The sequence below is a fragment of the Ligilactobacillus araffinosus DSM 20653 genome, from assembly GCF_001435375.1.
Classification (GTDB): Bacteria; Bacillota; Bacilli; order Lactobacillales; family Lactobacillaceae; genus Ligilactobacillus; species Ligilactobacillus araffinosus.
Window position 1 is genome coordinate 118,491 of the sequence record NZ_AYYZ01000025.1, and the last position, 24,498, is coordinate 142,988.

A 24,498-nucleotide genomic window follows, 5' to 3' on the forward strand; every position below is an offset into this window, starting at 1 on the left:
TTAATTAAATTGATTGATAATTGTTAATGGTTTGGTCTCTATACATTTGTTGGTATAAACCATTTGTATTAATACCATTACTTGACTTAGCAAAACCATTACTATTAGTTGTAATCAGTTGAGAAAGTAAGCCAATCATTGTATCTAATTTCTGTTCTAAGCTACCATTATTAGTATTAATAGTAGTGTTAATTCCTGCTTGTCTATTTAGTTTATTTACTGTTTGTGTAAGTAAACTTAATGCTCTACCTTGTTTTTCAGATGATAGAGGTATAACGACTTCTGGTTTGTTATGTTCGGCAATTTGTCCAAAGCTCCATTTATCAACAAAGCCACCGTTTTCCCAACCGTGTCCATTACCAATGTTACCCCAACCACCTTCTCCACCGTGGTCAAGACAGTAGATAGCAGCCATAATCTGGTCTAAACCTGAATAGATATTATTGTGTCCTGGTCTACTCCATGCCGCGAATGTAGAAGGTACGAATTGAAGAAGTCCTTGAGCAGGTGTTCCTCTAAGGTTATTAATATCTCCAATGTTACCTTGATGAGCATTAGGGTTACCTCCTGATTCAGTAGCAATTTGTCTTAACAACTTTTGTACTTTCCAGTCAGGTGGGTTGTCTTGTCCTAAATTCTTAAAGGCTTCAATGATAACAGGTTTCCAACGTTGAACACCTGCGCCTCCAGGGTTATTAGCTGAACCATAACTAACTCCATTACCGCCTGTACTTTCCATTGATTTCTTGAAGTCCTCTGCCATTTTCTTTAACCATTTTTCGGCTTGCTTAGCAAAGAAAGTAGGCGCATGAGATATTAAAGTACTTGCAAACTTGATACCTGTATTAACATGGAGATATTTCTTCAATACCTTTTCCATGAACTTAATAGGGTGTGAGATAATATCTCCAATATCATCAAGAATATCTTTACCTTTATCGAAAATCTTTTCAAATAAATTCTTGTTGTCTGTACCATCTTTGAAATGAGGAATATTCATCATTTCAGCAAGTGCCTTTGAGTTTTCCCCGTCTAAGATTTGTGTACCTTCTGGAAGATAAGTAATAAGGTCTCTTTGCTTTGGAAATGCTCCAACACGTCCATCAGGAGTAGCAAACATTTCACGATAGTTAGAAGTCCCTGAGTCGTTTACCACTGCCATTGTGCCACCACCAACAGTACCACCTTTTGCAAAGTGTACTAATGGAATCTTAAAGCCTTTCCATTTTGAAGCACCAAACTTATCCAAGACCCAGTTTACACCGTCTTTTACTCCATCAAGCATTGAGTTAATTGGTTTGATAACATTATTAACCATATCCGAAACATTGCTACCAACACTCTTTACAGCTGACTTTATACCATTAATAATGTTACTCCAAAGCCTATCCCAAGCATTTTTAATCTTATCTAATGCTCCACCTGTCATACTATTAAGGTTGTTGTACATATCAGAGAACATTGATTTAGCATTAGAAACTAAGTCTGAAATCCTTGATTTAACATTATCTTTCATGTTGTTAAATCTATCAGTAACTCTATCTCTTAATGAACTAGCTTTATCAGTAAGAGAGCCTTTCATATCTTCAAACTTGGATTTACAGCTTTCTTTCATATCCTCGAACTTATCTTTAGCTTGGTCTTTAAGTTCATTGAATTTAGCTGATACTTTACTCTTGAGGTCATTGGCTTTATCTTTGATTGAAGATACCATATCCCCAAACTTATCTCCTAAGTGTGAGCAAGCGTCCTTAAAGTCGTTAAACTTCTCTTTTACGTTACTTACCATTTCCTTAACAGCTTTAATTACTGTTCTTAGGACATCACAGAATTTATTGAACTTTTTACAAATATCAATAACTAAATCAGCAATAAATCTAATTGCTACTCCAAGTACACTACCCAAAACATTGGAAATAACCTTTACAATAGGAGCTAAGTTATCTAAGGTCTTTTTAAACGTACCTGTATTCTTGGATAATTTATCAAAACTATCCTTGACTGCATTAATAATAGGTTTTAATCCCGATAAAGCAGACTCTCCTACCTTTTTCATTGAATTAAACATAGGAGTTAATTTTTGGATAGTTGGTCCTAAACCTGCAATGGCTTTACCTGCGGTATCTCCAAAGTTTTTAAAGTTTGAAGATAACTTATTAATATTTCCACCGATACTAGAACCTGTTAAGTTCTTTGATAGTTGGTCGAAACCTCCAATGATAGAAGTAAGAGCTGCAACACTTCTGTTTTTCAAGTTAGCCATTGCTGTACCAATACCATCAGTAGCCTGCTTTGCTTGTTCATGGAAACCATTAGCACCTTTATCTAGTTCTTGGAATTTTTGGTTTAATTGGTCCATGGTAATTTCGCCTGATTGCAACTTCTTGTACAATTCTTGAGTTGAACCTGAGGCGATACCAAAGCTCTTAGCTACCTTTTGGAGTGAGGCAGGCATGGTTTCCTGTAAGGTTTTCCAAGATTGAAGGTCTACCTTACCTGAACTCAACATCTGTGTGTATTGTTGTAATCCACGGCTTGCGTCCTCTGAACTTGCATGACTAGCAAGGAAAGCATCATTTAATGCTAAGGCACTCTTAGCAGCGTCATTAGCATTTTTGCTCATAGGTAGTAGTTTTTCACTTGCCTGTGCTACATCTTGTAATGAAGTAGGTAATCCATCTACTCCCTGTTTCAAGGTTTCCATTGATTTCTTAGAGTCGTCTGCACTAGCTCCCATTGATTGAAGAACTTTAGGGAAGTTGTTTAAGGTATCGTATCTTTCAAAACTAGCATTAAGATTATCTCCTACTGCATTCAGTCCTGCCATTGCAATATTAGCTATTCCTGCTCCAATAGCTGAACCTTTTATAGCACTGGTAAAGGTCTTAATTCCAGAAGTAGCTTTTTCAGTATTAGCTTTAATGGTTGTTGTTACTGATTTTGGTATTTTATGATAACTCTCGCTAAGGTCATTTGTTTTGTTCTTAGCCTTTGCCATATCAGTAGCGGTTTGATTTAATCTTGTTTGTTGTTTAACTAAATCACTATTAACACCACTAATAGCTGATTTAAGGTTATTCATTTTTTGCTTTTGTTCAGTATAAGCATCACTAGCTTTCCCTGAACTTTGAGCAATATTATTTAACTCTGCTTGAGCTTTCTTATATGAAGAATTAAGGTCGTTTAACTTTGTTCTTAATTGACCTAATTCAGTCTCCTGTATCTCATACTGTTGTTTGAGGTTTGAATAAGCGTTTTTAGATTGCTTAATCTCTTCTTGGTTAGCTTGCCATTCTTTACCTTCTGCTCTTAATCTTTCTACAAGGCTTTGAGATAACCTTTGTTGTTCTGAATAAGATTGTCTTAATTTTGCTAATCCACTATCATAATACTGTAATGATTTTTCAGCTTTATTAATCTGATCGTCATAACGTCCAATAGTTGTAATTGTTTTATTGATTTGTGTTTGATATTTTTGATATTCGGTTGAGCTTTCGCCTAATCTATCTTTAACATCGTTTTGAGCTTGTTTTAAAAGTTTTAATTTTTCATAGTAACCATTTTGAGTTTCTGTAAGTCTTGAGATTTTTGTTTGTAAAGCATTAACATTATCTCCAGTAGACTTAAATTCTTGTTCTTGTTGTTTAAGAATGGATACTGTACTGTTAATATCATTATTTAACTGACGCACACTCTTACTTGCTTCAGTAGTATCCATTTTAATCTTAGTGCTAAGTACACCAGCAACTTTTTCGCTTGCCATACTCTTGACCTCCTTAATTGTTAATCTGTATCTATAACGATTTGAAAAAAGGAGGATAAAAAAAGAGAACCCGTTAAGGTTCTCTATGGTTTACATTAAATCTAGTAATTTTCTAGGGTCGTCAATAACTTCATCATTAGCGACTTGTTCATCGTCCATTCCTAGAATTTCCATTAACAAGTAATAATCTTGATTTTCTACTTGGTCTAAAGTCCAGTTAAGATTAGTTATTGCTTGCTTTTCAAATATCAAGAAGTCCTCATAAGTTTTTCTCATCTTCATGTGTAACATATGAGGACTTGTATTATTTTCTACTTTTTTTTATTATCTTCTTTTATATCTTCTTCCTTGATACCCATTAAACTCATTGCGATTTTGTTAGCTGTATCAAGTAATTCATCTTGCGATAAATCTTCTAATTCATCTGTTTGTTTATCATTTAATTTCAATAATGAAGAAACATAATTAATGGCTTCATCAAATGTATCAAGCATTTGTTCAACTAATTCTTCATCAGTTTTATTTTCCATATCTCCATTTTGAGAAAATACAAGTTGTAATTTATACGTCTTTCTCATGTTCTTTACAGATTGTTTAATGTCATAAGTTTTCTTTTTAAATGGTAATTTTTCTAAAGTAATCTTCATTTTTCGTACCTCCAATTTTTAATTCACTTTTATAACGCAAAGGTAAAAATTTTAGAGTATAAAAAAAGAGAACCAATTAAGGTTCTCTTATATATGAAGATTACTTACTTAATTACTTGCCTGTTGAGCTAGAACCTGTTGAAGTTGCAGCAACACTAGCCTTACCAGAATCAGTAATTAATGTCTGACCAGGGCAAAGTTGGTCAAACAAGCCTTTCATTGTAAATCCTTCATCTTCGTCGCAAGCCACGATATAAGGCATATCACTTGTACGTGGTGAAGCTAAACCTTCAAATGATAATTCGTCATTTACGCGGTTTGTTTTCTTTGAGGTATTAGTTTGCATGTTTGCACCTTTTGAGGTTGCAACTGCTTTCCCCATACATGTATAAGCATAGTGCTTCATATCTGGTAATGGACTACGGGCGATAATTATGCTGTATGTATTTGTCATTGAGTCAACATAACCTACTCCACTCTTTTCACGTCCAAGCACTTTATTTTTAACATCGAATGGCAAGTTGTTAAATGAAACGTCCATTGAGGCTGTTGGAAGAGCTTTTATAAAATCCAATTCCTTATTGTTACCGTCCAATTCTTCCCCGTTTTTTGAAGTTTGGAAATTTACACTTGAAGTACCAAGCATTTCATCAGTAACTTCAATCATACCAGTTGTAAAGCCTTTAGCTTCATCTGTTAAAATGTTTCCATCTGCGTCCTGAACGCCAAGATATACCCTATCAATACCAACTACTGACATTTTGCATTCCTCCTAATTAATCTGTATACTTTAATTTTTCGATATAAATTGAATTAAATAATTGCCCAGTGTCTGGGTCTGATACCCAACCACCGAACGTATAACATTCATATTGATTGTTTTCAAATAACCTAAAAAGGTCTATCTGAAATTGCTCAGTGTCAAAATCAATATCTTTCTTTAAAAAGATTTGAAGTTGTAACTGAGTATTTATAGCGTTAAATCTATTGTTTCCCTCTTCATCTGTTTGTACTTGAACCTCTCTAAGTAATGCAATGGTTTTATCGGTTGTATTCACTGCGCTATCGGGAATCTGGTAAGTATAAACCTTATCAATATGAGGGAATCCTGTTAATAGTTTTTTAGTATCTGTTATTGTACTCATTCGTTTCCTCCCCCTTGCTTACGGTTTATAATCTCTTTTAGCTTTTCCGCATTAGCATTTAAAACCCTATTCTGTACGCTATTGTTAGCAAACAGTTTTGAGTAAAAGTTTAAATGATTATTACCAAACTTCTTACCTTTTTTACGTGGGTAATACTTTGTACCATCATTCATAAAACGCATGATATAGGCTTTCTCACTATCGTAACCTACTACTGAACTACCATTCTTATTACCGTCAATATCGGTATTTTGCATTACAACATGATTTTTTGCATGGTCTGAATTACGGTCTGAAACAGGGGTTACCTTTTTAAGTTCAGACTTAAAGACCTCTGCTCCTGCTTTAGTAACTTCTGCTTGTTCATCTACACTTAACTCAGTAGCCTCTTGTACTTGATTTATCCAATTCTTTAATTGATTGCTAAGTTCTTCATCAGCCATTACCATTACCCTCTTTCTTAGTAAGAGTAATAAGGTCATAGCTGTTATAAGTTTCATCATCAAAACTAATATCAATAATGCGATAATCTACACCATTAATAGTTGCTATAAGATAATCAAACTGTTCAAGGCGTTTATCATGTCTGATAGCAATATTAAAAGAATTTTCATACTGAGTACCAAGCACTGAATACTTTTGATTAAGTGTTTGTTTTACTTTTGCAAAACGCTTTTTAAATTCTTCATGCTTTACAGGTTCTTCAATACCTGTATAAGGGTTCTCTTGAGTAGTGAGAGTTGAAAAAGTAACAGTAGATTTAAACTGATAAGGTTGGAAACGATTTTTAGCTATCTGTTTCATCATCATTTCCCACCTCGCTATATTTAGCCTGTAAAGGAGCAACATAACTAAGGAAACCGAATGAATATCCATTAGCTAACTCTCTATCATAGTACGTTTGAGTAACCAATGTACGTAAAGCCATGATAAATTGATTATCTGCCTTTAAATCGTCATAAGTTAAACTCTGATTAATACCATTAATGATTGTGGCAATACTACCATCAACAATAGCGGTTAATTCTTGCATTGTTTCAGGGTCATCATCTAAGTGTAAGTAAGTTAGCATAGAATTAATAAAATCATCTTTTTCCATTTATTGCACCTCCTCTATTAACCGCCCCTATATAATAGGTACTGTGTATTTCGATAGGCGATTTGTTTTAATTAACTTATAAGGTTAAATGCTGAACTTAACCTCTGAATGCGTTTCTCAGCACTAATTACTTACCTGCGCTAGCTGATACAGCTTTTGGTGCTGTAAATGTACCAAAGTAACCAGCCTTTTCATCAGCCTTTACAATGTTCATACGTACATATACACCTAATACTTGTTCAAAATATTGATTTTCAGTCCAATTTACTGACATGTCGTCCTTGTATGCTTCCAATACAAAGCCTTTAAGTGAGCCGACAAAGAATTTTGTATCTCCATCTGAACCTAAGATTGTATCAGGAACAACGATTAATTCATGTCCGAACAATGTCTTACCTGAGGCTGTTGTAATATCGTCATGTAATAAGTAACGTCCTTCTGCGTCTTTCATTGTGTCAATAACGTTGAACATTGAGGCTGTAACAACGAACTTAACATCATCGCCATAAGGGATTAACTTGTTAGATAAAGCCTTAATACCGTCTAAATCTGATACTGATTCAGCTGTAGCTGTTTGCAATACAGCACCGATAGCCTTTTGAGCCGTTTGCTTGCGCACTTCTTGTACATAGTCAGATAAAACAGAACTAATATCTGGGTAATCTGAAATCATTTCCTTAGAAATTGGTAATGAACCACGATAAGTTGAAAGTTCATAAGTTACCTTATTAATTGTTGCGTTTGCAATGTTAGGATTTTCTTGGAGCTCTTGAGCCGTTGCTAATACTGCTGTTGCTTTTTGCAAAATAGGTAAGCGACCTGCTGGAGCTGTTACTTGAACCTTATTTACATATCCTTCTAATTGTGAAGGGTCGTTAGGTTGCTTTTGCATTGAAAGAACTTCTGATGGGATAACTGCTTGACCATCTGGAGTTTCCTTAAATCCATCTGTCAATGCACGTGTTTCACCTTTCAAGAATGCTTCAAAGTTGCGAACTTCTTCTGACTTCTTGTTTTCGTCTTTTTCTTTTAAAATTTGAGTCATATCTTTCTTACCTCCAATTTTTTCTGAACCTTTTTCATCTTTTTTAGGTTCTTTAATTTTTTCATTTTCTATAACGTCTTTACCTAAATTTTCATCTTCAGGAACTTCTTCCTTTTCCTTTTCTGCTCGCTTGGCTTCCTTCTTGTCGCAAGCTCGCTTTTCTTCTTTAGACTTTTCTTCTTTTGGTTCTTCTACCTTTTCTTCTTTTGGTTTATCTGAACCTTTAACTGCCTTAACTTGTTCTAACAATTCTTTAGCCGATTGAATAGCTGCCATAAGGTCATCTGTATTAACACTAACCTTAGCCTTTACTTCTTTTTCAGCTTTAGGTTCATCTTTCTTTTCAGCCTTTGGTTCTTCAACTGGCTTTTCTTCATTTTTAATTTCTTTTTCTTCTTTAGCCATTTTTCGTACCTCCTTAATGTTTTCTAAGTGCCTCACGACAGAGGCAGAAGTTTGCGTATAAGCAGGAACAGGTGTCAGAGATAATTCAGGAATTGTTTCAATTTTTGTAACGATATGTAATGGTGTTCCATCATCAGTAAAATCCCAATCATCTCCACCTTCTGCAATATTGAAACCGAATGAGCAACCTTTTACATTGCCTGATTTAATGTCATTGTAGACATCATTGGCAAGGGTTGAGTTGTTCAAAGTAGCTTGGAAATATACTCCATCTTCTTTAACGTTAATTGTTAAATTCTTTGCGTCTACTCTAGCTAGAATGTTGGAAAATTCATGGTCATATAAAAGTAAGGTCTTACTCCAGTCAATATTCTCAACTGCTTCTGGTTTTATGATTTCGTAAAAACCCATGTATTCTGATTGTTGGTTGAATACAATAGCTTTTCCTTCAATAATATGTTCATTATCATTATTTTTAGTTGCTCTAATATGATTGTTGATTGTACGAATATCAGCTTTTTCTGCTACCTTTGGCAATATTTCTCACCTCCATTTGATTAATCGTATCTATAACGCATTTAAAAAAATTTTATAAAAAAAGAGCTACCATTTTTGGTAACTCTAATTAATTAATTTTCTACTACCTTTTCTGTTGTATCTGTATTCTGTAATCCAGTATCTTTTACAACCTTATCCATACCAAGAGCTTTGTAGTTAGCTAAGATTGTTTGAGCTTGTTCTGGAGAAATAGCTTTAGCATTGGATAAATCTACTACATTCTTAATTAATGCTTGGTTATCCGTATCTATTGCATCAAGAATATTAACCTTAACATCTAAGATATTGTTATAAGATAATTTCTTACTTAGTTCTTGTTCAATAGGCTTTATATAAGTATTTAAACAAGAAATGTATTGAGAACGTATCATATCAATACTTGACTGTTCATCTGCATTAAGACCTACATAGCTAGCAGGAATACCAAAAGCTACTGCAACTTGATTACTTGTATACGTATTATTCTTCAAAAAGTTTGCAACGTCTGAATTAATTTGAACTGTTTTAAGGTCTGCTGATTGGTCTAATACAACAGTTGAACCTGTACGCATACTATTTTCAAAGGCTTGTTTAAGGTTCTTTTTATGTTCACTGTCTAAAATACCTTTTTCAACCTTGAGAATATTAGTAGGACTGATAGCACTCTGTAAGGTATTAAGAGTTAGTCTGTTTGAATTATTTTGAATTGCAACTTCATTAACGAGGCTTTCAAGTGGAGAACGACCAGTATATAAATTACTTTCATATCCTGTTGAAAGGAGCTTGAAGTGTAACACGTCTTTACTTTCTAAAGTTTTATCAGGTCGTCCATCGTTGTAACTAAAAGTATACAAAATATCTAAATCATCTGTTAATAACATTTGTACATTAGCGCTAGGTACTAATTCTAATTCATCAGGTACAAGTGAACCATCTCTGTGAATAGTAACAAAAGCATTTCCTGTAAGTAGCATACTTGCTAATACACTTTGAAAGAAACCGAACTTGGTTTGTCGCTTGTTTGGATTTTCAATTACCTTATGAAATGGCTTTTGAATGTCAATACTTGCTGAGGCTATATCTGAACTAATTCTATTAACCACTCCATAAATATCGCTATGCTTCAATGCTTCTTCTGCTGATACGGTCAGATTATTACTAATAATCTTCCCTCCAGTTACGATAAAAGGAGCTGTATTATTCAGTTGTAAAGAGCGTTTGTCTTTTTGGTTAAAGTGAAACGGATTATACATTAGTTACCATCTCCTTCTACTTTAATTGGAATAATCATTAAACCAATAACAATAAGAGCAATACCTAAAATAAATGTCCCTAGTATTGGATTAATTAAATATGAGCCAACGATGAATGAAATAAGCCCTAAGGTAATTAATGTAAATGGTAAAAAGTTAATAAATAATAGTAAGGCTTTATTTTTAATTTTAAAACTCATGCTGTTTCCCTCCTTATTAAATTTCATGTCTATAACGATTAAATTAGAAAGTATAATCTTCTCCAAAAATGTCATTAATTTGTTTATTCGTCATGTTCTGGAATGGGTGGCTACTCTGCTTTTCTACTTCTTCAATATTATCGAAATGTAGTCTTGCACGATAGTAAGCATCTATAATAGCATCGGCACAATCAATTTTTCTTGTTGCTCTGTTCTTATCTATCTTTACAAGACCTTCTTTTTGATAAAGAATAGCATTACTCAAAGCTGTTTTTATTATCCCGTCATCAAGAAAAGTAATCTTACCTTCTGTAATGTCTCTTTGAAAATCCTTAGTAGTGTCATTAAGGTAAGTTACTGTTTGCTTTAGTGGTATTAACCTATAAGGCGTATTACTTTCAATTAATTTAATTAATTTATCAGAACGCCAAGCATCATAACAAATAGATTGAACATCTAAGTCATTCTCATCTATATAATTTAACAACCATTCAAATACTTCATCATAGTTGATATATCCGAACCTATTTTGAGCAATATCACAAAAGCCCTCTTGTTCTAATGTTCTATAAGGGATATTATCTTGCTTTTCTTTAAGGTCTATTCTTACTTGACTTCTTGCTGTTGGAATCCAACTATGTTGTTCAATGTAAAATTTATTTTGTCCTTTGTCTTGATAAGGATAGATAAAAGCTATTGAAGTGTCATCACTAAAGTTACTCAAGTCCATTCCGATATAAACCTGTTTGCCATTTATATTTATTGGTTTTGTGTCTACTACACTATTCTCAATATCCTTTAGTTCAAGGTAGTTGTTTACATGATGATTAAGCCAACAATTAAGGTTTTTGTTTTGAAACTCGAATAATTTACCTTCTGCCTCTTTGGTATCTCTCTCTTTTTGAAGATTATCAAAGAGCTTTTCCCCTACTTTAGGCAAAGTTAATAGTGGATTACTCTTATACCATGTTTCAGGTTCAAATGTTTCTTTTTCTAGGTTATCTTGAGTGTAATTAACCATAAGAATATTATCTAGTTTTCTTTCGTTATCCTTATTCAAGGTATCCCTCATCATGTTTTCTTGCTTATGATAGAAAGAGTTCGGGTCAGGATAACTTGTACTAATTAATACCATTTGAGCATCTGTTTGCCCTTGTCCCGAACTTAACTTACCTATACCTTCATCAATTAAGGCACTTCTGGTATCATCAGCAACCTCATCGGCAATTACAAGGCTCGGGTGTAAACTATCAAATCTCTTACTTTCAAAGCTCATCTTTAATACTTTATTTTGAGATAACTTACTAATAATCTGGTCTGCTTGTACTTCAATTTGATTATCTTTAAAAATATCATCAAATGCTTCATACTCTCTAAGTCTATTGGCTTGTAACTGTAAGTATGAATAACCTTTAGTCGCTTGAGTATTGTTAGGAGCAACTAATACTATTTCTTGTCCTGTTTTACTAATACTATTAACTAAGTATTCAAATAATATTAAGATTGCACATAAAGCTGTTTTACCATTTGTTCTAGCAACACTAAAAATAACCTTGTTGAAACGCTTAGAGCCATCTTTTCTATTCTTCCATGCGGTTATCATACACATTAAAGATTTTTGCCAGTCCATGAGTTTAAGGGGATTACCTGTACTAATATCAATTAATAAACCACTAAACTTAACAATCGCTTTAGCCATTCTTAAATCATAATAATAAGGGAAGTTTTCAGGTTCTTCTTCAACTCTCCTTAAATCCTGTAAATGTCTAAAAGCCATTAGTTTAATATCGTTACATGTTATAATTTGATTTTCTAAGACCTTTACACAGTATTGAAAAGCAGGGTCATTTTTATATTTATCAAAAATATCCTTGTAGCAACCATTTTTCTTTTCAATTTGATATTCCTTTAATACGTCTGATTTAGTTAAATTAATTGCTCTCATTCTTCATCATCTCCAAAGAGTAAATCTTTTACCGATTGCTTTTTGGTTGGTTCTTCTGATTTTACCTTTTCAAGTATGCTTGCTCTTGCTACTGGACTTAAACCTAATTTATTTGATAAACTTTCAATCTTTGTAGTGGCACTTGTCAAGGTATCAACAGCTGTATTCTTTTTGAACCCTTGGAAATCTTTACTAAGAATTTCCCCAGTTGTTGGAGATACTACTGTCTTGAATATCTTGGTTTGTATTCCATTTTCCTTAATGCTTTCAAATGCTTCTCTGTATAATTGAATGTTCATACAAAGTAAAACTAAAATATCCTTATCTGGAGCTTTTACAAACTTCATTTTTTCAAGCTCTGGAATTAATCTACTCCAAGCATAACCTGCGATTGTTCCTCTTAATTCCTTAGGAGGTGTTTTTGTTATATCTGATAATTCTTTACTCTTTTCAATTAAATTTTCTGTTCGTTCCCTTTGTTCTTTTCTATCCTTGCTATCTGTTGTTAATTTTGGTGGTCGTGCCATTGTTCCTACACCCCTTTATTTTAAAAATATTGATTTAATAACGTTTTTAATCTGTCTAAGTTGCACACTTTTATAACTATTTAGCCTTAATTTTGAGCAAAATAAAAAAGCCCTAAAAGCTCTGAATGGCTTTATATAGGCTTTTCTATAAGAAAGGAGTGATTAATTATGGTTTTTGTTAGCCCCTTAACACTTTTAAATAGTTTTTACTATATAAAACGTAAGCGAGTTCCCATTTAGGTGTGCTTTTACCCTAGCCAATGTAGGGCGGGGCTTGTTTTTAAATTCAGAAAAGTTTTTCATTTTCTTTTTCTATTTTTATAACGTCATTGAAAAAATGTTTTTTAATCTTTTCACAATGTTATAACGTAACGTATTAAAAAAGACACGAAACTTAATTCATGTCTTTGGTGGTGTATGAAACGTTTAATAAAATTCATTAAAGCTATAAATAAATCATCTTATAATAAATAATGTTACGCATCTATAACTAAACCTAATGAAAGTTATCTAGACTTCAAGTCTAGGTGTACTAGTATCATTATCTTATATCTTATTCTTTTCTTTGCCGTGCGTGCTTGCTATCGCTCGCACTTACTTATGTTACTATGTGCTGTTATATGTTGTTGTATTATAACTATACTTATAACCTAATTGTATCTAATACTTTATTATAATTGTACTTATAGGTTTGTTAGTGTTCCTTGTTTATAATACATTGTATATATCTTATCTTGTACTCTTACTTTAATTGGTGTTGTAGTTATCTTATCTAATAACTCTTTACACTTATACATATTAATCTCTCCAATACTTATACACTTCTTTATCATTACCATATACAACTACCCTTATATCCTTATCAGTATCAGGATAACTATTATTATTTTGAGTATTGATTAAGTATTGGTTGTACTTAATATTATTATCAATACTTATTAACTTACTTTCTATTCTATTTAATTTATTGTTGATATAATTAGTAACTATACTGATTAAGATTAATACTGCTACTACTATTATTATCAATACTATATCTATACTCATTAATCCTTTATCCTTTCTTTTATATACTTTTTCCAGTTATCTTTTGATACATGTTTAATCTTGTTAATACCATTAGGACTGTTTATTATCTGTTCTTCTATGTTTGTTTTAATTGAATGACAACGATAGCAAAGAGTCCAAAGGTTACTCTCATCTAATTGTTTATCCTTATCAATACGTAAAGGAATTATATGGTCTATTATTTTCCTATCTGTTATTACTTCTCCACATACTTGGCATGTATAATTATCTCTATTGATGACATAGTTCCTTGTTTGTTTCCATTGCTTGGATTGATAGAAACTATTAGCCTCTTTGTTTCGATTATGCTGATTATATAGTTTCATTTTCTTATAGCTTTTTTCTTTTCGTTCTTGTTCCCTTTGTTGTTCATTCTCTAACTTATGTTTAGGACAATATCTTTCTGGAAATTGAACTAACTCATTACATGTTGGTTTCTTGCATTCTCTATACTTCATGTTATTACCTCCTAATACAATTAAAAGCCCTAACTCAGTAGGACTAATAATCTTTAATTTAATTTCTTTTCTAGTTGTTCTTTTTTAATTCTCAAGTATTCAATCATATAACCTTTTTCTTGTTGGTATTCAATCTGTTCCCAATGATTTAATAAAGCTACTTGGTGTGTGATATAATGGCTTTTACCTTCTCCACACGTTCCAATTAAATCCTCAAAAAGTTTTTTGTGCTGTTCAATTAATTCAGCTTGTTTTCCTTGAATTTCAAATAATGTTTTTCCATTATCTTCAACGCTAAGGAAAGTATTGATGAAACTAAGTAACTTCTTATCCTTGTTACTCAATTCACGATTTAAAACTTTATCAAAATCCTTTCTATGCTTATTAGAGTAATCACTGATTTGTTTAAGCATAATATTTTCATTTACAGTTTTCGCAAATTTGAAGTCTTTACCATTTAGGGTTGCTTCTATATATGCTTTTTGGGTTTTGGCACGAGGGAAAAGTAGCCATAAATTCGTTAAAACTAATTCTTTTTGCTTTTCTAATGGACTTTTTTCTTCCTTTTTTGGTTCTTCATCAACTGTATATGTAGGAACATAATTGAATTTTAAACTTTCAAGCGTTTCATGCTTTTGGTCTTTTTCTTTCTGGTGTTTCCTGAGTATGTCTTGTCTGGAATATGTAAGTTGATATAATAGATATTTCCTATTCTTATTTTTTCCGTCATACTCTGCTGTGTTGTTCCAGATTTTGCGGAACTCATTAAGTGTCATCTTTCGCAATTTGTTATTACAAAAATAGTGAAGTAAGTCTTGTTCTGCGTCTTTTAATGAACTATAGTTAAGTTCATTGTAAAGGCGATGAGATTGAGTTTTAAAGTTTCGTTCATTTTTTACTGCCATTAACATTTCCATATCAAGCATTACCATTAATCATCACTCCCTTTCTTGATATTGTTAATTAATTCGTTCTTTTCAATCGTTGATTGAGAGTAAGCGTAAACTAAGGAAAGTAGCACAATTCCGATTACAAGCACTTTTCCGAAAATACTCAAATCCCAAAGACTAAGCATAATAGCAAAGCCAAAGGTCAAAAAACTAAAAGATACGCAACACATAAATAAGTTTGTAATAAATCTAAAGATAATATTTGATAATTTTTTCATCATTATTTACCTTCTTTCTTTTTAAACTTTTGAATAATCCAATTAACCACTAAAACAACTAAAGCAACAACGAAAGGAGCTATTGCAACTCCTAATGTTGTCTTAATTATTCCTAATAACATTCCTAAAATTGTAAATACTGAAATTCCTACTAACACGCTAATTACTTGATTAATTAACTTATCCATATCTAATCACTCCTATTAGTTTTTATAATTCTTCAATTTCTTTTTTAATTCTGTTTATTTGCCTTTCACAGCCTCTTTTTAGCCTTTCATACATGGCTATTTGTTCTTCAAGACGCTGTTTCTTTGGCTTTTTCTTTTCTTCTTCCTCAGCCATCATTAGTATTTCTTCATTAGTCATACCTAACCACTCCTTATATAATTTAAGATTTCTTTTTATTTTCTATTGATTTGTTACTTTTAAAAGTCTATAATGTTATTTGTGATGGTTTAACCATTTTTGTTCCTCTCTCAAAAAAATTAAATGAGCTTGCTTTTTCTTGTTCTTGGTCGGAAAGTTGAATTAAATCTAATCCCTTGTATGTACTGAAACGACCATCAAGGCAAGCTGTAACTCCTGCAATCAATCCCTTAACATATTGAGCTACACTAGCTTTATTTTTGAATAAGATTTTAGAATTTTTATCATAAATGTAATTTTTATTTTGCTTACTTGCCATTTCTTTTCCAAGATTCTTATTGAATTTGAAACGCTCAGCTAAGTTTTCTCCCCTTGTTATCATTGCAAGGTTACTAATGTTGTTATTGTAAGGGTTATGGTCTAGGTGGTGGATAACATAGCCTTCTGGAATATCTGAAATAAATGTTTTATACACTAAGTTATTCATGGTTGTTGTTTTTCCTTGATAACTGATTGTAAGGTAACCAAAGTTATTATCTCGACCAAAGTTCTTATATCCTGTTAATAGATTATATGTATAACCATTAGAGCTAAGTAATACTCTATCTGTTAATTTCTTAAAGTATTCATTATGGCTCTTTGCCTCTTCTTGAGTTAAGTATTGGTTATCTTTTAGTACAGTGAACAAGTTTCCCTGCTTATCTTTAACTATTTTGTTTCTATCCCAAAAGTTCATAACCATAACATATAATTCTGTTGCATTTGATTTCTTTAATTCTTTAATCATTTCCATAATTAATTACCTCCATTTTTTAGGGCTTTCTTTTTGCCCTCACATATAATCTAAGATTTCTTTTGAACCCTTCATTAATAAATATAGTATTTCTTTTTTACTATTCTTATTTTCTAATTATTTTATAATAATTGAGTTATTTAACTCCTCTTTATTAGTATAGAATTTTTATTTGAACAACCCAATAGCACAATAACTTTTAACCTTTCCATCGGATAACCTAATATCAAACAACAGCTTATCTTGAATGGACTTTAGTACTCTTTCTATTGTTTCAATATTTGTATCAAAATCCTTCGCTATTTTCTCAACTGTTGTTTCGTTCCATAAGCCATTCTTTTTGTGCTGAGTTTTAAGGTAGGCTATTATCGCTTGCTCTTGTTTATTTGCCTTTGAGTTAAAATCAAACATATTTTTTACCTCCCTTGAGATTTCAAACTATCAATAATTGATTTTGATACTTTAGTAATACTTTCAATCTGCTTATCTCTTGCTGTTACTTCGGCTTCAAGGTGGTTGAAGCCTCGTACTAGCGTACTAATATCATCGCTATTAATTGTTACTTCATCTAATCCTTTAAGGTCATTTAAAAATTGTTCTAAATCTTTAATTGCTTTGTCATTCATATTGATTACCTCTTTCTTTGTTCTCATATATAATCTAATGTTTATTAAATTGTTAGTTCTGGTACTTCATCACTGAAATCCAATGGTTCATATTCGGTTGTATCTGGTGTGAAGTCTGGTAACATGTCCTCAGTTACAATTACCTTTGGAACATTTACTACTTTTTCCAATACAGGTACTAAATAACTTGGTCTGCGGAACTTAACTCCTGCATCAGTCAATAGCTGAACTTTTTCAGTGTTTGCTTTAATAACTTTGATTAATTTCAGGTCATCTAATAATTCAAAATCTGATAAAGTATAAGGTTTTAAGTCCATTTCTAGTTGAACAGTTCCATAATTGAGAATATTAACGTCTACTTCTTCTTCAATATCCATTAATAATTGAACTGTTGTCTTATTTTCAGGTTTTTTCAGTTCATTAATCGCTTGGTTAATATCTGGAACAGCAGAATTAAATTCTTTTTCAGACTCCCATTCTCGATAATTTTCATTAACTGTTGCTTTTTCATATGCGACTGAGTCGATAAACTCTAATTTTCGATCAATTTTTTCAATTAAGTATTCTAGCTGACTATGCTTGATTAATAAGTTCTTACTGTCGTTTTCATTATTGATGGCTGTGATAGCTCCTGCATATGTAGTCGGTTCTTGTTCTTTGTTCTCTTTGATGTCTTTCAACATATCAACAGCATTGATACCTGTATCTCCACCATTGCGCTTAATGATTTCAGTAGCAATATCGATAAACATACTATCTAACTTCTCATCTGAAACCTTAGCCAAGTCCTTTTCAGCATCATCAACTAATGAGCGTTTATTTGTTGATTCAATTACTAAATCTTCAAGAGTAAACATAAAGGCTTTATTCTTTTTGTCATATTCAAATGATAGTGATTGCTTATCATTTACCTTGTTAATTTCAGCAACCAAAGTATCAAGAGTATTGAGGTTGCGGTAATCAGTAAAATTATTTAATTTTGTTTTTGATACTGTTACTGCTTTAGCCTGTTGCTTATCTGGTTTTTTAATTTCCTTTTTTGCAAAAACATACAATAGAATAGCTTTCTTCTTTTTGAGGCTATTGATAATGTCAATATCTAATGTTGTATACCTACTGAACTGTGTACCATTTTTAGCATCTCGATATAATGGGTCAACATTGATGATGATATGATTGTTAGCTGTTTTTTGCGTTTGAATGAAATCAATATCAGCTAACTTAGCAATCAGTGTATCAATCTTTTTTTCTTCCGATTTCTTGAATTTCTGACGTTGTGATTTTAATGAGTTGAAAAGTAGCTTTAATTCAAAAGAATTAAATTGAATTAAGTTACTTTGATTAATGAATTTGTCTGGAATTAAAATTGTTGAATTGTTATTATTATTTGCCATAATTAATTACCTCCATTTGTTGTACAAATATAATTTAAGATTCGTTTTGAACCCCTTCATTAATAAATATAGAATTTCTTCTTTTTCTATAATCTAAGATTTATAGTCCAGAAATAGAGGCAATTTTTGAGTATCAAAAAAGGAGCTGATAACATAACTCAACAGATTGACAATACAACTAAATAAGCTATTATTAGTAGCCTTTTCAGCGTTGTCTCTATTTCTGTGTTGTTATGCTAACTGCGCTCCTCCTGTACTGTATTTAGCTTTTAAGCTAGTTTATCTTTTTATTTTTGTAATTAATTATGACAACTATTATTATTTGATTGTGATTTTAGTATACCATACTTCTTTTTTATCTCAAAATATTCCCCCAAAAATTGCAAAAAATAAAAAAACAAAAAAAATGCAAAAAATGCTAAAATCGCTCAATCCCAATAGTATCAAGGGTTTTCGTAATTGTGAAGATTTTGTGAATATCACTACTTTTTGCAAGAATTTGCAATTTTTTGCTTTTTTGTAAAATCGCTGAACACGTTGATACGCAAGGGATAGAGGGCTGTTTTTTGAGTGCCTTAATCGCTAATTAATAATAAATAACATTTATTATAGCCTTCTAAGGAAGTCTACAACAAATAACATTTATATGTTTCTAAATATGAGCTTTCAGCTCCTATAAAGAAACATAGAAAATACTTGAAAAATATACAAGTATACATTAAGTATCCTTGATATATTTATTCTTAACGTACTTTCTAATTTAACTTTTTTGAGTTCCAAAAAAGTAGACAAAAAATAATCCAATGTTTTTAAAAAAACCATTAGAGATTTAAAAGAGATAAAGTACCATTTTCAAATTTAGGTAGAGATACGATTTTTCTTTTCGTTTCAGATTCAGTTTGGAGATTACGGCTTTTTGGAAAGCCTAGCAAAACACTACCTTAGTCAAGGTAGCGAACAGTTATCGGCTATCGCCTTCTAACTTAGCGCTATCGCTTTCAGTTTTCTCTTGATACAGAGTAAGGAGTTAGTCAGATATTCTATCAAAGATAGTACAAGTATTCAGATAGTCAGAGTTTGAGGTAGTAGTTAATTAGTCAATTTCAATCAAAGATAAAGGATAGTGTTTCAATTAAGTAAGGAGTTCTATTCTAGTTATCTCAATATCAAAGATAAGAAACACAAAGGGAAGTTAGTCAAAGTTTGAGAAAGAATAAAGATAGGTGTTTCAATTAAAAATAAGGATAATAATAGGTGTGTCAAAAATATATAGATAGAAAGTTGCTAGCTAGTGAGTACAATTATTCAGAAAAGAAATAAAAAAAGAGTGCCGCCTCACTTGCCCCTCTCGTTCCATATAAGCACGATACAAGCACTTTATCCTTAGTTAGGTATAATTACCCTAAAAAGCTAAAAATGCTTAAAATGGAAATATATAGCGTTTAATTGCTATGTACTATTTTATTTTCTGTACGGGATAGAACAATAATAAGCTACACAATACCCTTAGAAAGCCATATAAGCCCGATATAGCCATTTTAAAGATAATTATGTATAAATACCTTAAAGGCTACTATATGGCTTTATTTCTTACCATATTTGTAAATACGTTCTTCCCTTTCATATTTTTTAGCATGTCTAATTTCAGCTTTCCTAAACTCTTCTTTTAATCCTGGTAGTGCGTCAAAACCTTTGAAAATACTTGCTCTTTCATTCAAAGGCATAGGAGCATGGTTGAAGTGTTTCTTTTTCTCAAGGTAATCAACTCTTGCTAACTTGTTATAATCAATCATATTTTATCCTCTTTCTAGAACGTATGTTCGATATAATTATAACAAAAAAGAACAACCTGAGAAAAAGAGAATGAAGATTGGTTGTTCCTTTAGATTTTTTTATAAGAGAGAAATAAGATATTTAATATCTTATTTAGATTATTACATAAAATTATATAAAAGTATATAGTTTAAATATTAATAAAAAAAAGACCCTAGCCACCTGCTAAGGTCTAAAAACAAATCTTAAACTATAAATGTAAGTAAATATGAAGTAATTTATTATCTATCAGCTTTTCAACTGATACCTTTATTATAATACCATTAAATAAATTCAAACAAAATAATAGCAATCAACAGTATTACCCCAATAATTGTATGGTGTATTAATAGCCAAACTAACAGCCATATTAAAGCTATTCCAAGTCCAACTAATAAAGCAACTGGAAAAGCAACAATAACAAAAATAACAATTATTGCTATTAATAAAAATAATAAAGTAATAAAACAACCTAACATTATATCAACTCCTTTCACTTATAATCTAAAGTTTCCAGAGTTATAACGCTTGGTCGTTAATTTTGAGTAAAAAAAAACAACCTTTCTTGGAACAAGCAAGAAAGGAGATGTATAAACATGAATAACATTGTAGGGTTGATTAGTCCCTAATTTAGTAGATGATTAGTCTACAATTTAGTAGTAGTCAATGGTCTTACTTATTGACTAACATTATTAAATACCATATCAGTATACTTGTCAAACGTTTAACACAAAATTAATATTTGTCAATACAAAATATTACATATAGAAAAAGTAGAAAACACTACATATTGTGTTATTACATAAAGTTGGTATAATATTACTTGTCCTCTGATTAAGGATAATTTAGTAAAAGGAATGGTTAAATGACTGATTATCATATTAACCTATGGTCTTACTTATTTGACCCAGTTTTTGAGTAGCCCTGAGGAGTAACCCTTTGTAGAAGCTCTTCGGGGCTATTCTTTTATACCTTTATTATAACGATAATGACTAAAAAAAGCACCTACCAATTACTGATAAGTGCTTTGATTATTTATTTTATGATACTACCTAATAAGGAACTCATTTTATTATACATGTTGATTTGCTTTTGAGCTTTCCTTACGTCTGTTGGTTTATCAATGAGTTTAATGGTTTCAGTTGTACCATCTTTCATAGTTACATAGATTGCAAGGTGTCCTAACATTTGTTTCTTTCGCTTTAAAATAGCCCAAAGAAGAATAAAGAAACCAATACCAACAAAACATAAAGCAATAATAATTAACCAACCTAAGCAACCAATACCCTTAATTCCATCATAATCTTTTGTACAAGAGTAACTTTGAATATCCTCATAATTGTACTCTCTTTGTTTGTACCATTTGTTAATAATTAATTTCTGGGTACTACTATTAAACATATACCCTTTATAATATGTTGAATTATTATGCTTTCCTTTGTTGTAATCCTTAATAACCTTATTTCTATTTTCTACATAATCTTTTAAACTTAACATTTTCAAACACTCCTTAATATCTTAATTTCAGCTATATAACGTTAATTCATTAATTTATTAAATAACTTATTCCATGTTTTTTTGCTGAAAATAATATGTACAAGAACTAATCCAGCTAATATCCAAGCTAAAACACATGAAACTGTACTATTAATTAAGCTAAACATTAATATCCCTACTATCAGGAGTATTTCAATATCTGAACATTTAATCATTTGTTATTCCTCGTTTCTTATTTATAACCTACATATACTATTATACACAAAGATGAATAATAATCTAGTCATTTATTCATTTTTAATAAAAAGAGCTACAAAATTGTAACTCTTTTAGAACAACTATTTAACTGTTAGCACTATGAGCTGTAAGCTCTCTCAAGATACTTAGCCTATTTCAGGCTATAAAAAAATAAGTATCTCTGCTTCTTTTGATACCTGAATGAATTTATTCAAACTATTATAATTAATAATCTCAATAAGTTCATTCAGCACTTGTTTAAGCTCTCCTGCCCCATGCTCCTATAAGAATGTTACCTTGTTTTTTAATTGGATAAGGCTTGAAGAACTCCACTAGATTAATTCAAATTAGGATAAGTGTTAGCTAGATTACAGGCTTCCTACCCACGTCTTTTACTGCTTATGACTGTTTACAGTATGGTTCAGCACACCAGTTTTAACTACATTAGAGCAATCTCAAACTCTAACACGCATGTATTTTAGTATCACTAGATAGGGAATGACCCTAAACCGATAATAAAGGTTGATTAAGCCACTAAAAAAGCATATAATAACTCTAGTTTCTTATTTATAACCTACGAAACTATTAGAGTTCAGGTATTCCCGTACCTGAGCTTTTTTATTTATCTCTTTATTCAATTGAGATGAATAATCATCTTTTCATCACTATGATACCATATTACTTTATTAAATCAAGAAAAAATTAAAACTCATCTTTATTATTTTGAATATCTTTATTTACAATATCTCCAATAGATACACCTTTATATTTTGTTTTAAAGCCTATTTCAAGCAATTCATCAAGTAAATCAGTCATATTTTTTCCTTCTGTTACTGATAGATATTTAAGCATTTTAAATTTATCTGGTCTTAATTTAATTTGTTTATAATTAGCCATAATAACAAACTCCTTTCATTAATTCATTTATTCATCTAATTATACCAGAAAAACCTATGTTGTAGTTGATTTTATTTAATTATATTTTTAATATCTATTAATGGAGGTGAATATTTTTGAAGATAACCAAATACAAAACCAATAGCGGTTTGGTACGCTATCAAGTATTTGATTATCTGGGGTTAGATTTATATGGAAAGAAACGCAACATAAGGAAAAAAGGCTTTAAAACAGCAAAGGAAGCACGGGAATACATCAAGAAAGTTAGAAAAGATTTTGCGATAACTTCTAATGTATTTACTCAATCGAATAATTTAGGGGTTAATACTTTTGATGATTTATTTAATTTATGGTACGAAAGTTACAAGCATACAGTTAAGCCAATAACTGCGCAAGCAAAACTACTAAAATATAATGCACAAATAAAACCTAAAATAGGAAAGTTACAATTATTCAAAATTACCCCTATTGTGTGCCAAAAGTTAGTGAATGATTTAGCTGATAAATATAATGCTTATTCAGCTTATGTAATCATTGTTAATAAACCTCTTAAATATGCTGTTAAGTTAGGTTTAATTAGTAGTAATCCACTTAATGCTGTTATCTTTCCTAAACCTACTGTTAAAAAGCGTTATATCCATCAAAAATTAAACAATATCTTTAATCGAAAGCAATTAAAAACATTTTTAGCCATTGCTAAGCAAGTTAATTACCAATATTATTGTTTTTTCCGTATCTTAGCATTTACAGGATTAAGACCTGCTGAGGCTTTAGCATTAACCTTTAAGGACATTAACAAAGATAAACACACTCTAACAGTTAATAAAGTTACTTATTTTAATTCTGAAACTCGAAAGGTAGAATTATCTACCCCTAAAAACAAATCTAGTAACCGTGTAATTAGTATTGATGATGATACGATTAATATCATTAACACTTATCGAAACAAGCTAATACAAGCCAATAAACGTGAAATAACTGATGATAGTTTTATCTTTCTTAATGCTAAGGGTAACCTATATCAATCAGCCAATCTTGAGAGTTGGTTAATAACTGTGTATCGGTACTGCCCTAAAGATTTACCAGTATTAACAAGTCATAACTTTAGAAAAACTCATGCTAGTTTATTATTAGAAAGTGGAGCAAACCTAAAATACATTCAAAAGCGTTTAGGTCATTCTAATATCCAAACTACCATGAATATCTATACAAAGGTTAATCATGATATGGAAACTAATAACTTTAATACTTTTATCAACTTTATCAAAGATTAAAGGTACAACATTAGGTACAACTTTTTTATAAGGTTCTGTAAGTATTGTTATTACAGGTTTTATAAGAGGTACAGTTTATGGTTAAATTTGTTAATAAATTTGCTAAGAATAAAGAAGATGAAAAGAAAAAAGAAGCGACAGAGCTTTCTAATGAAGCTAAATATCTAAAAGAAATTGTTGAATTACTTGAAGAAGAAAAAACAATTCAATCACAAGCAGCTTCAACATCAAATGTTAATAAAGAAGATAAATAAAAATCAAATAAATTTTACAAAAAGGGACTGCGAGGTATGAAGTGAACCCCAAAAATTGGACACTTTATTAATTAGGCAATAAGGGACT

General features: G+C 31.1%; 28 protein-coding genes. 2 read left to right on the plus strand and 26 right to left on the minus strand.

Annotated elements, in window-relative coordinates; genetic code table 11:
* Positions 1 to 4 precede the first annotated feature (4 nt).
* The 26 genes from FC64_RS04160 to FC64_RS04290 form a co-directional block, all read right to left on the minus strand.
* On the minus strand, positions 5 to 3,763 hold the full coding sequence (locus FC64_RS04160; protein WP_057906689.1) for a tape measure protein: 3,759 nt from the start codon (positions 3,761 to 3,763) through the stop codon (positions 5 to 7).
* A 90-nt stretch (positions 3,764 to 3,853) separates the two neighbouring features.
* Positions 3,854 to 4,015 (minus strand): hypothetical protein, encoded by a 162-nt coding sequence (locus tag FC64_RS04165; RefSeq protein WP_202987255.1) that lies wholly within the window; start codon positions 4,013 to 4,015, stop codon positions 3,854 to 3,856.
* Between the two features lie 59 nt (positions 4,016 to 4,074).
* Complete coding sequence (locus tag FC64_RS04170; RefSeq protein ID WP_057906691.1) at positions 4,075 to 4,410, minus strand: phage tail tube assembly chaperone; 336 nt, start codon at positions 4,408 to 4,410, stop codon at positions 4,075 to 4,077.
* A gap of 112 nt (positions 4,411 to 4,522) precedes the next feature.
* On the minus strand, positions 4,523 to 5,170 hold the full coding sequence (locus FC64_RS04175; RefSeq protein WP_057906692.1) for a phage tail protein: 648 nt from the start codon (positions 5,168 to 5,170) through the stop codon (positions 4,523 to 4,525).
* Positions 5,171 to 5,186: 16 nt separating this feature from the next.
* Positions 5,187 to 5,555: a DUF806 family protein gene (locus tag FC64_RS04180; RefSeq protein WP_057906693.1), complete on the minus strand. Its 369-nt coding sequence runs from the start codon at positions 5,553 to 5,555 to the stop codon at positions 5,187 to 5,189.
* The gene (locus FC64_RS04185) at positions 5,552 to 5,998 is read right to left on the minus strand and encodes an HK97 gp10 family phage protein (protein ID WP_057906694.1); all 447 of its coding nucleotides are present in this window, start codon (positions 5,996 to 5,998) and stop codon (positions 5,552 to 5,554) included. Before FC64_RS04185 ends, FC64_RS04180 begins: the two co-directional genes overlap by 4 nt.
* Positions 5,991 to 6,365 carry a phage head closure protein gene (locus FC64_RS04190; protein ID WP_202987256.1) on the minus strand — a complete coding sequence of 125 codons (375 nt, stop codon included), beginning with the start codon at positions 6,363 to 6,365 and terminating at the stop codon, positions 5,991 to 5,993. The genes FC64_RS04185 and FC64_RS04190 overlap by 8 nt, the downstream gene beginning before the upstream one ends.
* Positions 6,343 to 6,654, minus strand: a complete 312-nt coding sequence (locus tag FC64_RS07390; RefSeq protein ID WP_057906696.1) for a hypothetical protein — start codon at positions 6,652 to 6,654, stop codon at positions 6,343 to 6,345. Before FC64_RS07390 ends, FC64_RS04190 begins: the two co-directional genes overlap by 23 nt.
* 127 nt (positions 6,655 to 6,781) lie before the next feature.
* Positions 6,782 to 8,641, minus strand: a complete 1,860-nt coding sequence (locus tag FC64_RS04200; RefSeq protein WP_057906697.1) for a phage major capsid protein — start codon at positions 8,639 to 8,641, stop codon at positions 6,782 to 6,784.
* Positions 8,642 to 8,733: 92 nt separating this feature from the next.
* Complete coding sequence (locus FC64_RS04205; protein ID WP_057906698.1) at positions 8,734 to 9,894, minus strand: phage portal protein; 1,161 nt, start codon at positions 9,892 to 9,894, stop codon at positions 8,734 to 8,736.
* Positions 9,894 to 10,094, minus strand: a complete 201-nt coding sequence (locus FC64_RS04210; RefSeq protein ID WP_057906699.1) for a hypothetical protein — start codon at positions 10,092 to 10,094, stop codon at positions 9,894 to 9,896. The genes FC64_RS04205 and FC64_RS04210 overlap by 1 nt, the downstream gene beginning before the upstream one ends.
* A 43-nt stretch (positions 10,095 to 10,137) precedes the next feature.
* Entirely contained in the window at positions 10,138 to 12,039 is a 1,902-nt protein-coding gene (locus FC64_RS04215) for a terminase TerL endonuclease subunit (protein ID WP_057906700.1), read from the minus strand.
* The gene (locus FC64_RS04220; protein ID WP_057906701.1) at positions 12,036 to 12,566 is read right to left on the minus strand and encodes a phage terminase small subunit P27 family; all 531 of its coding nucleotides are present in this window, start codon (positions 12,564 to 12,566) and stop codon (positions 12,036 to 12,038) included. The genes FC64_RS04215 and FC64_RS04220 overlap by 4 nt, the downstream gene beginning before the upstream one ends.
* A gap of 1,046 nt (positions 12,567 to 13,612) precedes the next feature.
* On the minus strand, positions 13,613 to 14,092 hold the full coding sequence (locus FC64_RS04230; protein WP_057906703.1) for an HNH endonuclease: 480 nt from the start codon (positions 14,090 to 14,092) through the stop codon (positions 13,613 to 13,615).
* 53 nt (positions 14,093 to 14,145) lie between these two features.
* Positions 14,146 to 15,024 carry a hypothetical protein gene (locus FC64_RS04235; RefSeq protein ID WP_057906704.1) on the minus strand — a complete coding sequence of 293 codons (879 nt, stop codon included), beginning with the start codon at positions 15,022 to 15,024 and terminating at the stop codon, positions 14,146 to 14,148.
* Positions 15,024 to 15,263 (minus strand): hypothetical protein, encoded by a 240-nt coding sequence (locus FC64_RS04240; protein WP_057906705.1) that lies wholly within the window; start codon positions 15,261 to 15,263, stop codon positions 15,024 to 15,026. The genes FC64_RS04235 and FC64_RS04240 overlap by 1 nt, the downstream gene beginning before the upstream one ends.
* Positions 15,263 to 15,448, minus strand: coding sequence for a hypothetical protein (locus FC64_RS04245; RefSeq protein ID WP_057906706.1), 186 nt, complete (start codon positions 15,446 to 15,448; stop codon positions 15,263 to 15,265). The genes FC64_RS04240 and FC64_RS04245 overlap by 1 nt, the downstream gene beginning before the upstream one ends.
* 22 nt (positions 15,449 to 15,470) lie before the next feature.
* The gene (locus FC64_RS07395; protein ID WP_202987257.1) at positions 15,471 to 15,626 is read right to left on the minus strand and encodes a hypothetical protein; all 156 of its coding nucleotides are present in this window, start codon (positions 15,624 to 15,626) and stop codon (positions 15,471 to 15,473) included.
* Positions 15,627 to 15,693: 67 nt separating this feature from the next.
* Positions 15,694 to 16,419 carry an HNH endonuclease signature motif containing protein gene (locus tag FC64_RS04250; RefSeq protein WP_057906707.1) on the minus strand — a complete coding sequence of 242 codons (726 nt, stop codon included), beginning with the start codon at positions 16,417 to 16,419 and terminating at the stop codon, positions 15,694 to 15,696.
* Positions 16,420 to 16,587: 168 nt separating this feature from the next.
* Positions 16,588 to 16,830 carry a hypothetical protein gene (locus tag FC64_RS04255; RefSeq protein ID WP_057906708.1) on the minus strand — a complete coding sequence of 81 codons (243 nt, stop codon included), beginning with the start codon at positions 16,828 to 16,830 and terminating at the stop codon, positions 16,588 to 16,590.
* Between the two features lie 5 nt (positions 16,831 to 16,835).
* A complete protein-coding gene (locus FC64_RS04260) occupies positions 16,836 to 17,045 on the minus strand; it encodes a hypothetical protein (protein ID WP_057906709.1) in 210 nt (69 codons plus the stop codon).
* A 44-nt stretch (positions 17,046 to 17,089) separates the two neighbouring features.
* A complete protein-coding gene (locus tag FC64_RS04265) occupies positions 17,090 to 18,439 on the minus strand; it encodes a hypothetical protein (protein WP_057906710.1) in 1,350 nt (449 codons plus the stop codon).
* Positions 18,440 to 20,022: 1,583 nt separating this feature from the next.
* Positions 20,023 to 20,232, minus strand: coding sequence for a hypothetical protein (locus tag FC64_RS04275; protein WP_057906712.1), 210 nt, complete (start codon positions 20,230 to 20,232; stop codon positions 20,023 to 20,025).
* Positions 20,233 to 20,535: 303 nt separating this feature from the next.
* Positions 20,536 to 20,730, minus strand: a complete 195-nt coding sequence (locus tag FC64_RS04280) for a hypothetical protein (RefSeq protein WP_057906713.1) — start codon at positions 20,728 to 20,730, stop codon at positions 20,536 to 20,538.
* A gap of 556 nt (positions 20,731 to 21,286) precedes the next feature.
* Complete coding sequence (locus tag FC64_RS04285; RefSeq protein ID WP_057906714.1) at positions 21,287 to 21,748, minus strand: cbb3-type cytochrome oxidase assembly protein; 462 nt, start codon at positions 21,746 to 21,748, stop codon at positions 21,287 to 21,289.
* A 939-nt stretch (positions 21,749 to 22,687) separates the two neighbouring features.
* Complete coding sequence (locus FC64_RS04290) at positions 22,688 to 22,882, minus strand: hypothetical protein (protein ID WP_057906715.1); 195 nt, start codon at positions 22,880 to 22,882, stop codon at positions 22,688 to 22,690.
* Positions 22,883 to 22,998: 116 nt separating this feature from the next.
* On the opposite strand from FC64_RS04290, the gene FC64_RS04295 reads away from it, so the two are divergent.
* Both FC64_RS04295 and FC64_RS07400 read left to right on the plus strand, forming a co-directional pair.
* Positions 22,999 to 24,156, plus strand: coding sequence for a site-specific integrase (locus FC64_RS04295; protein ID WP_057906716.1), 1,158 nt, complete (start codon positions 22,999 to 23,001; stop codon positions 24,154 to 24,156).
* Between the two features lie 77 nt (positions 24,157 to 24,233).
* Positions 24,234 to 24,410, plus strand: coding sequence for a hypothetical protein (locus FC64_RS07400; RefSeq protein ID WP_202987258.1), 177 nt, complete (start codon positions 24,234 to 24,236; stop codon positions 24,408 to 24,410).
* The last annotated feature ends 88 nt before the right edge of the window (positions 24,411 to 24,498 follow it).